The 13,189-nt window shown below is 68.7% G+C and carries 12 protein-coding genes; 6 read left to right on the plus strand and 6 right to left on the minus strand.

Annotated features, from left to right (window positions below):
- Positions 1 to 49 precede the first annotated feature (49 nt).
- Complete coding sequence (locus tag K3G64_RS13450; protein ID WP_238884944.1) at positions 50 to 1,048, plus strand: alpha/beta hydrolase; 999 nt, start codon at positions 50 to 52, stop codon at positions 1,046 to 1,048.
- Here the strand turns inward: K3G64_RS13450 and K3G64_RS13455 are convergent.
- Entirely contained in the window at positions 978 to 1,487 is a 510-nt protein-coding gene (locus K3G64_RS13455; RefSeq protein WP_238884946.1) for a TetR/AcrR family transcriptional regulator, read from the minus strand. The two genes, K3G64_RS13450 and K3G64_RS13455, sit on opposite strands and share 71 nt — an antisense overlap.
- A gap of 96 nt (positions 1,488 to 1,583) precedes the next feature.
- The gene (locus tag K3G64_RS13460; protein WP_238884948.1) at positions 1,584 to 2,153 is read right to left on the minus strand and encodes a chorismate mutase; all 570 of its coding nucleotides are present in this window, start codon (positions 2,151 to 2,153) and stop codon (positions 1,584 to 1,586) included.
- A gap of 26 nt (positions 2,154 to 2,179) precedes the next feature.
- On the opposite strand from K3G64_RS13460, the gene K3G64_RS13465 reads away from it, so the two are divergent.
- Both K3G64_RS13465 and K3G64_RS13470 read left to right on the plus strand, forming a co-directional pair.
- A complete protein-coding gene (locus K3G64_RS13465; protein ID WP_238884950.1) occupies positions 2,180 to 2,929 on the plus strand; it encodes an SDR family oxidoreductase in 750 nt (249 codons plus the stop codon).
- A gap of 47 nt (positions 2,930 to 2,976) precedes the next feature.
- Positions 2,977 to 3,195: a hypothetical protein gene (locus tag K3G64_RS13470; RefSeq protein WP_238884951.1), complete on the plus strand. Its 219-nt coding sequence runs from the start codon at positions 2,977 to 2,979 to the stop codon at positions 3,193 to 3,195.
- Between the two features lie 13 nt (positions 3,196 to 3,208).
- Here K3G64_RS13470 and pgi read toward each other — a convergent pair whose 3' ends face one another.
- Positions 3,209 to 4,873 (minus strand): glucose-6-phosphate isomerase, encoded by a 1,665-nt coding sequence (gene pgi / locus K3G64_RS13475; RefSeq protein ID WP_238884953.1) that lies wholly within the window; start codon positions 4,871 to 4,873, stop codon positions 3,209 to 3,211.
- Between the two features lie 48 nt (positions 4,874 to 4,921).
- Here pgi and K3G64_RS13480 point away from each other — a divergent pair, with 48 nt between their 5' ends.
- Positions 4,922 to 6,382, plus strand: a complete 1,461-nt coding sequence (locus tag K3G64_RS13480) for an NAD-dependent succinate-semialdehyde dehydrogenase (RefSeq protein ID WP_238884955.1) — start codon at positions 4,922 to 4,924, stop codon at positions 6,380 to 6,382.
- 91 nt (positions 6,383 to 6,473) lie between these two features.
- Complete coding sequence (locus tag K3G64_RS13485) at positions 6,474 to 8,408, plus strand: acyltransferase family protein (protein ID WP_238884956.1); 1,935 nt, start codon at positions 6,474 to 6,476, stop codon at positions 8,406 to 8,408.
- Here the strand turns inward: K3G64_RS13485 and K3G64_RS13490 are convergent.
- Positions 8,405 to 8,695, minus strand: coding sequence for a chorismate mutase (locus K3G64_RS13490; RefSeq protein WP_370646929.1), 291 nt, complete (start codon positions 8,693 to 8,695; stop codon positions 8,405 to 8,407). The two genes, K3G64_RS13485 and K3G64_RS13490, sit on opposite strands and share 4 nt — an antisense overlap.
- 296 nt (positions 8,696 to 8,991) lie before the next feature.
- On the opposite strand from K3G64_RS13490, the gene pcrA reads away from it, so the two are divergent.
- On the plus strand, positions 8,992 to 11,277 hold the full coding sequence (gene pcrA, locus K3G64_RS13495; RefSeq protein WP_238884958.1) for a DNA helicase PcrA: 2,286 nt from the start codon (positions 8,992 to 8,994) through the stop codon (positions 11,275 to 11,277).
- Here pcrA and K3G64_RS13500 read toward each other — a convergent pair.
- Together K3G64_RS13500 and K3G64_RS13505 are read right to left on the minus strand one after the other, a co-directional pair.
- Positions 11,274 to 11,915 carry a hypothetical protein gene (locus K3G64_RS13500; protein ID WP_238950646.1) on the minus strand — a complete coding sequence of 214 codons (642 nt, stop codon included), beginning with the start codon at positions 11,913 to 11,915 and terminating at the stop codon, positions 11,274 to 11,276. The genes pcrA and K3G64_RS13500 overlap by 4 nt on opposite strands.
- Before the next feature lie 48 nt (positions 11,916 to 11,963).
- Positions 11,964 to 13,034, minus strand: coding sequence for a M23 family metallopeptidase (locus tag K3G64_RS13505; RefSeq protein ID WP_238884959.1), 1,071 nt, complete (start codon positions 13,032 to 13,034; stop codon positions 11,964 to 11,966).
- Positions 13,035 to 13,189: the final 155 nt, after the last annotated feature.

Raw genomic sequence — 13,189 nt, forward strand, 5'->3', positions numbered from 1 at the left:
CGGTGAACGCGAGTTGTCACCCGCCGACCGCGCCCCGACGCTGTTAGGCATGGACTACGCCCGTTACGCCACGTTCCTGCCGTCCGCATATCGCCCGGAGCCCCCGATCGATCCGGTCTCGACGTGGTGGACCTGGCGCGGTCGCGACGTTCACATCGCCCGGGCGTCCGCGGCGGAGGCTGCGGTCCGGTTGATGGTGGTCCACGGTGGCGGGGGCTACTCCGGTGCGCTGTGGCCGATCGCGGCGGCAGCCGCCCGGGAGGGCCTCGAGGTGCTGGCGCCCGATATGCCGCTCTACGGCGAGACCGTGGAGCCCGCGCCGCAGTCGGTGCGCTATCCCGACTGGCTCGATCTGCTGTGCGACCTGGTGGTGGAGGAACGCACGGCCGACCCGCGGCCGCTGGTGCTTTTCGGCGCGAGCATGGGCGGGATGATGGCCTACGAGGCGGCAGCGCGCACCGGTCAGGTCGCGCATGTCGTCGCCACCTGTCTGCTCGACCCGTCGGATCCCGCTGCGCGCAGCGCAGCCGCCCGCGTTCCCGGCATCGGCCCGGTCGCGCCCGCGCTCATGCGCGCCGTCGATCCGCTGCTGGGCCGCGTGCGGGTGCCGATCCGCTGGCTGGTGGACATGAACAACATGAGCCGCAATCCCGAGCTGGCCCGGCTGTGCGCCAGCGACCCCAAGGGCGGCGGGGTCCGCGTCCCGCTCGGGTTCCTCGGGAGTTGGCTGACTTACCGGCACACCGCACCCGAGTCCTTCTCCGCGGCGCCGGTCACCTTGGTGCATCCGGCGGCCGACCGCTGGACCCCACCCGAGCTGAGCATGGCTTTCCTCGACCGTATCGCGGGCCCGACGACGCTTGTGCTGCTGGACAATTGCGGTCATTACCCGATCGAAGAACCTGGTTGGGCCGGCTCGTCGACACGCTGCGCGGAGTTCGCGATGACGTGCTGTCCGGATCGGCCGGCTAGCTTAGCTAGGAGGTGGGCACCAGGCGCTCGACCAGTGCCACCAGCTGATCGACGTCCATGTCGCGACTGGTCATGACGCGGTGCAGATGCGCGTCGACGGCGTGCACCACCGTCTGCGCGGTCAGCCGGGCGTCTCCGCCGTCGCGGCCACACCGGGACAGGTGGTAGGCGATCTCACCGGCGATGTGATCCTCGAACGCCCCCAGCGCCTCGACGTCCGCCGGGACCCGGGGAGCGACCCGGTGCATGAGCCGATGCAGTGCGGGCCGGTCGCGGTGCAGGTCCACGATGGCTTCGAGGATCGTGCGCACCGACTCCTCGAAAGACGGCTCGTCGTCGCGCAGGCGCTTGAACACCGCGTCGATGCGCAGCGAAGCGTCGTGGACGTGCCGCTCGGCCAGCGCCCGCATCAGAGCCTGCTTGTTCGGGAAGTACTGGTAGAGACTGCCGATCGACACCCCGGCCCGGGCGGCGATGCGATTGGTCGTCGCCTTCAGGCCCTCGCGGTTGAACACCTGCGCAGCGGCTCCAGCAGCACCTCCACGGTATCTCGCGACCGTGCTTGGCGGGGCCGTCTCCTGGGTTCGTCGATGCAGGCAGTCTACGTCGGCTCAGCTGCGCGAACAGTAGGACCGCGTCGCCGACGCCAGTGCCTGGCGATAGAGCGGGTCCAGGACGCGGACCGTCGCCACGGATTCCGTCGCGGCGGCCAGCGTCGGTGCACAGGCGGCGCCGTGCAGCGAATCCCATCGCCGCGCAATCTCTTCCACCATCGTCTTGTTGTACCCGTCGATCTGCGCGCGGGAATCCGCCAGATCGGGTGCGGTGGTCGGTGCGGTCGCGGGATCGAACTTCCACTGACCGAAGCGGATGTACTGGACGCCCTCGGTGGCCGCGATCTGGTCGGTGAAGACCGTCCGGACATACTGCGGGTCTACCCCGTGGGCACGGGCGTCGGCACCGACGGCGTCGAGCACCGCAGTGACGCGCTGCGGATCGGCGATGGAGCCGCCGTTGATCCACTTGGTGGCCGCAACCGGGTCGGCGGTGCCCAGTCGCTGCGCGGCGGTGTCGACCAGCCGATACAGCGGGTTGGGTGGCTGCGCGGTCGCGGTCGGTGCTGTGAGCAGGATGGCCAGCAGTGTCAGGGCAGCGGGCAGGACACGACGATTGGGGCTCATCGACCCATCATGCTTAGGCTGTCCGGGTGACCAGGCAGAAAATCCTCATCACCGGCGCGAGTTCGGGCCTTGGCGCCGGTATGGCCCGCGCGTTCGCGGCCAGGAACCGCGACCTCGCGCTGTGTGCCCGCCGCACCGACCGTCTCGACGAACTGAAGGCCGAGTTGCACGAGCGCCATCCCGGCATCACCGTCGCCGTGGCCGCGCTCGACGTCAACGACCACGAGCAGGTGCCGAAGGTCTTCGCCGAGTTGTCCGACGAGCTCGGCGGCATCGACCGCATCATCGTCAACGCGGGCATCGGCAAGGGCGCCCCGCTCGGGTCGGGCAAGCTGTGGGCCAACAAGGCCACCATCGAAACGAATCTCGTTGCGGCACTAGTGCAGATCGAGACCGCGCTGGAGATGTTCAAGAAAGCGGGCGGCGGGCATCTGGTGCTCGTCTCGTCGGTGCTGGGCAACAAGGGCGTGCCGGGTGTGAAGGCCGCCTACGCCGCCAGCAAGGCCGGCGTCACGTCACTGGGAGAGTCGCTGCGCGCCGAGTACGGAAGCGGCCCGATCAAGGTGACGACGCTGGAACCGGGCTACATCGAGTCCGAGATGACCGCGAAGTCGGCGTCGACGCTGTTGATGGTCGACAACGAGACCGGAGTGAAGGCGATGGTCGACGCCATCGAGCGCGAAAGTGGGCGCGCGGCCGTGCCATGGTGGCCGTGGGCCCCGCTGGTTCAGGTGATGCGCCTGCTGCCGCCACGCCTGACCAAGGCGTTTGCTTGAACGCACCCGAGGGTTGAACGCCGAACCTCCCGGGGTAGTCGATTCGCATGATCAAACTGACGAAGATGACGCCCTTCCTGTTCGCGGGCGCTGCGGCGGCTTCGATCGCCGCTGCCCCGATCGCCGCCGCCCAGCCGGCGCCTCCGCCCTGCCTCAACGCCGACGGCACCCCGTGCGCCGGCATCGGCAGTGTCCAGGCGGGTCCGGGCGGCGGTGCCAGCGGATGCCTGCCGAACGTCGGCTGCATCACCATCCCCGCCCCGTAACGCGGGCGGTCGCTCAGGCGGTGCGGCCGCGCTCGCTTCGGTAGCGCCGTACCAGCGCGTCGGTCGATGAATCGGACTGCTCGGCGGGGGAGTCGTCGTTGATGATGACCGGCAGGAGCGCCTTGGCCTGGGTCTTGCCGAGTTCCACGCCCCACTGGTCGAACGAGTCGATGCCCCAGACGACGCCCTCGGTGAAGACCTGGTGCTCGTAGAGCGCGATCAACTGGCCGAGCACCGACGGTGTCAGCTTGGTGGCCAGTATCGACGTGCTGGGCCGGTTGCCCGGCATCACCTTGTGCGGCACCACGTTCGGCGGCGCGCCCTCTGCCGCGATCTCGTCGGCCGTCTTGCCGAACGCCAGCACCTGGGTCTGGGCGAAGAAGTTGCTCATCAGCAGGTCGTGCATGCTGCCCTCGCCGTCGGCGGTGGGCAGATCGTCGGTCGGTTGGGAGAAGCCGATGAAGTCGGCGGGCACCATCCGCGTGCCCTGGTGCAGCAGTTGGTAGAACGCATGCTGGCCGTTGGTTCCCGGCTCGCCCCAGAAGATCTCGCCGGTGCTGGTGGTCACGGGCGAGCCGTCGGCGCGCACCGACTTGCCGTTGGACTCCATGGTGAGCTGCTGGAGGTAAGCCGCGAATCGCGCCAGGTCATTCGAATATGGCAATACGGCACGGGTTTCCGCGCCGAAGAATTCGTTGTACCAGAGACCGATCAAGCCGAGCAGAGCGGGAACGTTGGATTCCAGTGGCGCAGTGCGGAAGTGCTCGTCGACGATGTGAAAGCCCGCCAGGAACTCGGCGAACCGCTCGCGGCCGATGACGGCCATCACCGAGAGCCCGATCGCGCTGTCGACGGAGTAGCGGCCGCCGACCCAGTCCCAGAATCCGAACATGTTCTCGGTGTTGATGCCGAAGTCGTCGACCAGTTTCTCGTTGGTCGACACCGCCACGAAGTGCTTGGCCACCGCGGCGTTGCCGAGCGCGTCGGTCAGCCAGCGACGCGCGGCCATCGCGTTGGTCAGCGTCTCGAGCGTGGAGAAGGTCTTGGATGCGACGATGAAAAGCGTTGTGGCGGGGTCGAGTCCGTCGAGCTTGGCCACCAGGTCGGCGGGGTCGACGTTGGAGACGAACCGCGCCGAGATGCCCGCGTCGGCGTAGTGACGCAGCGCGATCGTGGCCATCGCGGGCCCCAGGTCCGAGCCGCCGATGCCGATGTTGACGACGGTCCTGATCGGTTGGCCCGTCGCGCCGGTCCACTCGCCGCTGCGCAACCGGTCGGTGAAGTCGCCCATCTTGTCGAGCACCTCGTGCACGTCGGCGACCACGTTGCGCCCGTCGACGGACAGCTGGGCCCCGCGGGGCAACCGCAGCGCGGTGTGCAGCACGGCCCGGTCCTCGGAGGTGTTGATGTGTGCGCCGGAGAACATCGCGTCGCGCCGCTGCTCCAGGCCGGCGGCCCGGGCTAGGTCCACCAGCAGCGCGATCGTCTCGCGGGTGACTCGATGCTTGCTGTAGTCGACGTAGAGGTCGCCGACGGTGGCGGCGAGTTCGGTGCCGCGGGCCGGGTCGTCGGCGAAGAACGCGCGTAGATGCTTTTCACCGATCTGGTCGTGATGACGTTGCAGCGCCTGCCATGCCGGGGTGGAGGCGATGTCGGACTTCCGGAAGTCGCTACCCATGTCCCCGACCCTAGTGCGGTGAAATGTCCGAGGGTGTACAGAAGAGTTATGGATACCGCGAAGCTGCTGTCATCTGTGCCCACCGGTCTGTGGATCGGCGGTGAGGAGCGCCAGTCGAGCGGGGGGAGCTCGTCGACGTTCGACGTGCTCGATCCCTCCGATGATCAGGTGCTGACCTGCGTCGCGAACGCCACTGCCCACGACGCGATCGCCGCGCTGGACGCGGCGTGCGCCGCGCAGGCCGAGTGGGCGGCCACCGCCCCGCGCAAGCGTGGCGAGATCCTGCGCGCCGTGTTCGAGGCGATCACCGAACGGGCCGAGGACATCGCCACCCTGATGACCCTCGAGATGGGCAAGGTATTGCGCGAGAGCATGGGCGAGGTCACCTACGGTTCGGAGTTCTTCCGCTGGTTCGCCGAGGAGGCGGTGCGGATCGCGGGCCGCTACACCCCCAGCCCGGCGGGCAGCGGCCGCGTGCTGGTCACCAAGCAGCCCGTCGGCCCGTGCTACGCGATCACGCCCTGGAACTTCCCGCTGGCCATGGGCACCCGAAAGATGGGACCCGCGTTCGCCGCCGGGTGCACGATGATCGTCAAGCCGGCCCAGGAGACACCGCTGACCATGCTGTTGCTGGCCAAGCTGATGGACGAGGCCGGCCTGCCCAAGGGTGTGCTTTCGGTGCTGCCGACCAACAACCCCCGCGACGTCACCGGCGCGCTGATCGACGACGGACGCCTGCGCAAGCTGACCTTCACCGGTTCCACCGGAGTGGGCAAGGCACTGGTCAAGCAGTCCGCCGACAAGCTGCTGCGCACGTCGATGGAGCTCGGTGGCAACGCGCCGTTCATAGTCTTCGACGACGCCGACATCGACGCGGCCGTCGACGGCGCGATCCTGGCCAAGATGCGCAACGGCGGCGAGGCGTGCACCGCGGCCAACCGGTTCCACGTGGCCAACGCGGTGCGCGAGGAGTTCACCGAGAAGCTGGTCAAGCGGATGAGCGAGTTCACGCTCGGCAAAGGCGTCGACGAGTCCTCGATGCTGGGCCCGCTGATCAACGCCAAGCAGCTCTCGACCGTCGAGGATCTGGTTTCGGATGCCGTGTCGCGCGGCGCCACGGTCGCCGTCGGCGGTGTCGCACCCGGCGGGCCGGGCAACTTCTATCCCGCCACCGTGCTGACCGATGTGCCTACCGACGCCCGCATCCTCAAAGAGGAGGTCTTCGGTCCCGTCGCACCCATCACCGGTTTCGACACCGAGGAGGAGGGACTGGCCGCCGGCAACGACACCGAGTATGGGCTGGCCGCCTACATCTACACCCAGTCGCTGGACCGCGCGCTGAGGGTGGCCGAGGCGCTCCAGACGGGAATCGTGGGGATCAACCGCGGCGTGGTCTCCGACCCGGCCGCCCCGTTCGGCGGTGTCAAGGAATCGGGCTTCGGTCGCGAGGGCGGCGTCGAGGGCATCGACGAATACCTCGACGTCAAGTACATCGCGCTGACGAAGTAAATCTGTTCGCTGCGCGTGAAGACGGAAACTGTCCCGTCTTCTCGGCGTGTCGGGGCATTTGGCGTCTGCTCGCGCAGGAAAAATCGCGGCAGTGACCGCCGGCCGCCGACGCGACATCCCCGCCTTGGACGGCATCCGCGCCGTCGCCGTCGCGCTCGTGCTGGCCGACCACGGCGGCCTGCCCGGCGTCTCCGGCGGTTTCCTGGGCGTCGACGTCTTCTTCGTGCTCAGCGGTTTCCTTATCACCTCACTGCTGCTCGACGAGCACGCGCGCACCGGCCGAATCAAACTGCGCGACTTCTGGATCCGCCGTGCGCGCCGGCTGCTGCCCGCGCTGCTGGCGGTGGTGCTCGCGGTGGTGGCGTTGCGCGACCTGTTCGCGCCGGAATCCGTCGCCACCCTGCGCGACGACGCCGTGGCGTCGTTCTTCTGGGTGGCCAACTGGGCGTTCGTCGCGCAGCACACCGATTACTTCGCCCAGGGCGCCCCGCCCTCGCCGCTGCAGCACACCTGGTCGCTGGGCGTCGAGGAGCAGTACTACGTGCTGTGGCCCCTGCTGCTGATCGCCGTGGCACTGCTCTTCCGCGCTCATCTGCGTTGGGCGGTGCTCGTGGTGGCCGGGGTCGGCGCGCTGGCCTCCGCGGCGGCGGCCATCGTGCTCGCCGGCGACGCCGGGACTGCCGGCCTGAACCGGATCTACTTCGGCACCGACACCCGCGCGCAGGCGCTGCTGGTCGGCGCCGCGGCGGCCGCGCTGCTGGTGCGCGACTGGACGACGGTGACGTTGGCCGGCCCGGTGATCCGGACCCGCTGGCTGCGCTGGGTCGCGCGGGCACTGTCGGTCGTCGGCGTCGCGGTGCTGGGCGTGGCCGTGCATGTCGCCACCGGCAGCGCGCACGACTTCCGTAACGGGCTGCTGATCATCGTCGCGCTGGCCGCCGTGCTCGTGGTGGGTGCGGTGGCGTTGGACCAGGACGGGCCCGTTGCCCGGGTGCTGGCGTGGCGACCGCTGGTGTTACTCGGGGCCGTCTCCTACGGCGTGTACCTCTGGCACTGGCCGATCTTCCTGGCGCTCTCGGGGGAACGCACAGGGCTGACCGGCTGGTCGCTGTTCGCAATGCGGTGCGCGGCGACGGTCGGGGTGGCGGCGCTGTCGTGGTGGCTGCTGGAACAGCCGATCCGGCGGTGGCGCCCGGTGATCGTGCCGATGCTGCCGCTGGCGGGTGCGACGGCGGCGACCGCCGCGGTGGTCACGATGACCGTGCTGCCGGTCGGCGTGCAGCAGGATCCGCTACCGGGCCCGTCGATCGACTCGGCCGCGTTGGTGGCGCCGGAGGTGCCCGTCGAAGTCCGCCCGCCGGCCCATCGCGACCCCGGCACCCGCGCCGTCGCGGTGTTCGGCGACTCGGTGGCGTGGACGGTGATGCGCTATCTGCCGCCGGTTCCCGACCTGGCGTTCAGCAACTACACGACCATCGGGTGCGGCATCGCCCGCGGCGGGCCGTACCGGTACGTCGGCCAGACGCTGCAGCAGAAGCCCGAGTGCGACGCGTGGCCGAGTCGCTGGGCGCAGCGCATCAGTCACGACCGGCCCGACGTCGCTCTGCTCATCGTCGGCCGGTGGGAGGTCGTCGACCGGATGAACGAGGGCCGCTGGACGCACATCGGCGAGCGGGGTTACGACGCCTACCTGCGGGGCGAGCTGAACCGGGCGTTCGACATCCTCGGCTCGACCGGCGCGCGCATCGTCGTCACCACCGAGCCGTACAACCGGCGCGCCGAGAAGCCGGACGGCAGCCTGTATCCCGAGGACGACCCCGACCGCACCGACGAGTGGAACGCGCTGCTGCGCAGCGTGGTCAAGAACCGCACCAACGTGACGATCCTGGACCTCAACCGCAAGCTCGGGCCGAACGGCGGCTACACCAACCGCATCGACGGGATCAAGATCCGCAGCGACGGCGTGCACCCGACGCCCGAAGCGGTGGAGTGGCTGACGCCCTGGCTGACCGACGCGCTGCGCTAGTGGCCGAGGCGGCCGCGGCCCATGCGCAGCAGCAGCATCGCCAGATCCTTGCCGTCGGGACCCAACTCGCTGTAGCGCTCGATCACCTTCATCTCGCGGCTGTGCACCAGCCGGGTGCCGCCGGAGGCCATCCTCGCCTTGCCGATGAGCCTGGACACCTCGGTGCGGCGCTTGACCGCCTCGAGGATCTCGGCGTCGAGCCGGTCGATCTCCTGGCGCAGCGCATCGATCTCCAGGGGGCTGTCAGGCGCCATCTGAGCTTCGATCGTCATCGGATTCTCCGTCATCTCGCTGTGTGGGGGTCGTCGGTCTCATCCGTATTCGGGCCTCACACAAGAGACGAGCCCCGGATCCGGAAGCGGACCGCGGGGCTCTTTCGAAGCAGCTAGACCACGGGCACCGCTGGCCGGTACCCGTAAAAAAATCGTCCCTGCTGCATGAGCACCAGATGAGTGTGCCACCAACGGCCAGGTCCGCGCAAAGTGTCAATCTGCGCGGCTCGGCCGCGGTGTCGCTGCGCAGCGGTAAATTCGACGGCGACATGACCCTCTCTTCCGCCGCCTCTTCGTCTTCTTCCGCTTCTATGGCCACCACCTCACACCACTTGCTCGACGGCCTCAACCCGCAGCAACGCGAGGCGGTTCTGCACGAAGGCTCGCCGCTGCTCATCGTCGCGGGAGCGGGGTCGGGCAAGACCGCGGTGCTCACCCGCCGGATCGCCTATCTGCTGGCCGAGCGCGAGGTCGGCGTCGGGCAGGTGCTGGCCATCACGTTCACCAACAAGGCCGCCGCCGAGATGCGCGAGCGCGTGGTCGGCTTAGTGGGTCCACGGGCCCGCAACATGTGGGTGTCGACGTTCCATTCGACGTGCGTGCGGATCCTGCGCAACCAGGCCTCGCTGCTTCCGGGGCTCAACTCGAACTTCTCCATCTACGACGCCGACGATTCCCGCCGCCTGCTGCTGATGATCGGCAAGGACCTGGGCCTGGACACCAAGCGGTATTCGCCGCGGCTGCTGGCCAACGGCATCTCCAACCACAAGAACGAGCTGATCGGTCCGGAGCAGGCCGCGGCCGAGGCGTCGGAGGCCGGCGAGGAACTGCCCGGCGTCATCGCCGAGGTCTACGCCGAGTACCAGCGCCGGCTGCGCGCGGCCAACGCCTTGGACTTCGACGACCTGATCGGCGAGACGGTCGCGGTGCTGCAGGCGTTTCCGCAGATCGCCCAGTACTACCGGCGACGGTTCCGGCACATCCTGGTCGACGAGTACCAGGACACCAACCACGCCCAGTACGTGCTGGTGCGCGAACTGGTCGGAAGGGAGACCGACGAGGGGGTGGCGCCCGCCGAACTGTGCGTGGTGGGCGACGCCGACCAGTCGATCTACGCCTTCCGGGGCGCGACGATCCGCAACATCGAGGACTTCGAGCGGGACTTCCCCAACGCCACGACGATCCTGCTCGAGCAGAACTACCGCTCGACGCAGAACATCCTCAACGCCGCGAACTCGGTGATCTCGCGCAACACCGGCCGCAGGGAGAAGCGGCTGTGGACCGACGAGGGCGACGGCGAGCTGATCGTCGGCTACGTCGCCGACAACGAGCACGACGAGGCCCGCTTCGTCGCGCAGGAGATCGACGCGCTGGCCGATCAGGGCGGTTACTCCTATAACGACGTCGCGGTGTTCTATCGCACCAACAACTCGTCGCGTGCGCTGGAAGAGGTGTTCATCCGCGCCGGCATCCCCTACAAGGTCGTCGGCGGGGTGCGGTTCTACGAGCGCCGCGAGATCCGCGACATCGTCGCCTACCTGCGGGTGTTGGACAACCCGGGCGACTCGGTGAGCATGCGGCGCATCCTCAACACGCCGCGGCGCGGCATCGGCGACCGCGCCGAGGCGTGTGTGGCCGTGTACGCCGAGAACACCGGGTGCAGCTTCAACGACGCGCTGCAGGCCGCCGCCGAGGGCCGGGTGCCGATGCTCAACACCCGCGCGGAGAAGTGCATCGCGAGTTTTGTCGCGCTGCTCGACGATCTGCGCGGCAAGCTCGACGAGGAGCTGGGCGCTGTTGTCGAAGCCGTACTGGACCGCACCGGCTACCGCACCGAGCTCGAATCGTCGTCGGATCCGCAGGACCTCGCCCGGCTGGACAACCTCAACGAACTGGTCAGCGTCGCACACGAATTCAGCACCGATCTGGCCAACGCGGAGGCGCTCGGCGAGCCGGAGGACGAGGACATCCCCGACACCGGTGTGCTGGCCAAGTTCCTGGAACGGGTGTCGCTGGTGGCCGACGCCGACGAGCTGCCCGAGCACGGCGCAGGCGTCGTCACGATGATGACGCTGCACACGGCGAAGGGTCTGGAGTTCCCAGTGGTCTTCGTGACCGGCTGGGAGGACGGCATGTTCCCGCACATGCGGGCGTTGGGCGACGCAGGCGAGCTGTCCGAGGAGCGGCGACTGGCCTACGTCGGCATCACGCGCGCACGACAGCGGCTCTACGTCAGCCGCGCCAAGGTCCGCTCCTCATGGGGACAGCCGATGCTCAACCCGGAGTCACGCTTCCTCAAGGAGATCCCCCAGCACCTCATCGAGTGGCGGCGCACCGACCCCACACCGTCGTTCAGCGCGCCCGTGAGCGGAGCGGGCCGGTTCGGAACGCCGCGTCCGTCGCCGACGCGTACCGGGGCAAGCAAGCGGCCGCTGCTGGTTCTCGAACCGGGCGACCGGGTGACCCACGACAAGTACGGCCTGGGCCGCGTCGAGGAGGTCTCGGGCGTCGGCGAGTCGGCGATGTCGCTGATCGACTTCGGCAGCTCGGGTCGCGTCAAGCTGATGCACAACCACGCCCCGATCAACAAGCTCTAGCTGGACCGCTCCCAGCGACCCGTCGCAGGTAGCACCGCGAGCACGATCGCGGCCACCGGCAGCAGCGGGATTGCGTAGACGATGCCCGGCAGGCTGGCGCCCGCGACGAACAAGCTCGAGAAGATCAGCAGCGCGACAACGGCACCCACCACGACGAGCAGCCTGCTCACCCAGCGGCGCAGCAGCAGGCCGATCAGTCCGGCGATGAGGGCGGCGGCCGAGATCGCGGTGAGGAAACCCACGGCGACGCAGAACAGGCGGTCGGTGCGCCACCATCCGGTGATCAGGTCGGTGGCGATCACGGCGGTCGTCCAACCGGTGAGGATGGCCAGCACGGCCGTGGCCATAGCCGACCTCGGGCTAGGTGTGGCCGGTTGCGCCGGGGAGACGGCGACCGGACGGGCCCGTGGGATGTAACCGGTCTCGCCCTCCGACGAAGCCAGCTGTGTCTCGGGTTGGCCGAGCATCTCCGTCGCGTCCGGGTGGCCGACCATCTGTGTGGGAGCGTCTACGACGGGATTCTCACCGATCGGGTGGCGCCGGATGATGGAGGTCTGCGGGTCCGCGATGGCCGGGATCTCACCGGTGGGGTGGCGCCGGATGATGGAGGTCTGCGGTTCGGACGGCGCGGACCGCATCGAATCGGGGGTGTCCGGAGCGTCGTCCTGGTTGGCCACTCAGCCAGATTAGTTGCCCGGGGACAGCCCGCGTTTGGTGAGCCATCCGGTCGGGTCGACGCGGTCGGTGCCGTTCAGGTGCACCTCGAAGTGCAGATGCGGGCCCGTCGAGTTGCCGGTGTTGCCCATCGTGGCGATCTGGTCGCCCGCCCACACCCGCTGGCCGATGTCGACGACGATCGAGTTGCAGTGACCGTAGAGCGTCACCGTGCCGTCGGAGTGGCGCAGCTTGACCATGTTGCCGTAACCGGCGTATGGGCCCGCTGAGATCACCACGCCGTCGGAGGCGGCCAGAATCGGCGTGCCGATGGAGTTGGCGATGTCGATTCCGGCATGCAGCGCACCCCAGCGGAAGCCGAAGCCGGACGTCCACACGCCGGTGGTGGGCATGACGAACATCGGCCGCTGCAGGCGGGCCTCGCGCTCGGCGCGTTCCTGGGCGAACGCCGCGGCCTTCTGGATCTCCTCGGTGTGCACCGCCGAGTTCACGGCTGGCGTCACGGCGACGATCTGCATGCCGTCCGCCGACCCGGTGGTCGGCGCGCCGCCCATGGTGTCCTGGTCGGCGGCCAGCACGGTGGCCGAGGACGACTCGTCGGAGGCGTTGGCCATGGTGTAAGCGCCCGCGGCGGTGGCGCCGACGGCCATTGCGGCGACCATCAGCCGGCCCTTGACCGGGACCTCCTGCTTGCGGTGCGCTCCGCCGCGGCGTGCGCCGATGTTGATGATGTCGGTGGCGGCCGTGCCGTCGCTGGTGTCGGTGTTGCTCTGCCGGTACGCATGCGACCGGCGGTGCTGGCGGGCGTCGGCCCGGAACTCCGACGGCACCGCGAGCCGCAACGGCACGAGATCGTCGGTGTCGTTGAGGTCGTCGAGTTCCGGAGCGCCGATGACCTGAGCTTCCCGGTCGAAGGCGCTGTTCTCGCGGAAGTCGGCGTCGGCTCCCAAATCAGGCAAGCCGCCGAACTCGTTGAACGGAATGATGTCGGTGACTTCAGCGGCGGATTCGGTTACGCGACCGTTGATTTGCCGATTCGTCGAGACTCCGCGGGGAGACCGGGGCGAACGGTGCGAAGCCAACCTGGGGAATCCTTACGTGCCGTGACCTAAACGTGATCTGGACCAGAGGCACGTTAACCAAATCCCAATGAAGGCTGCAAGCCGAGAAGCTATTCCGCCGGAGAATGTGATTTGTATCACTAGCGTCCGGCGGTGAGATCTACCACATGAGAGGT

It is taken from the genome of Mycobacterium sp. IDR2000157661 (assembly GCF_022317005.1).
Classification (GTDB): Bacteria; Actinomycetota; Actinomycetes; order Mycobacteriales; family Mycobacteriaceae; genus Mycobacterium.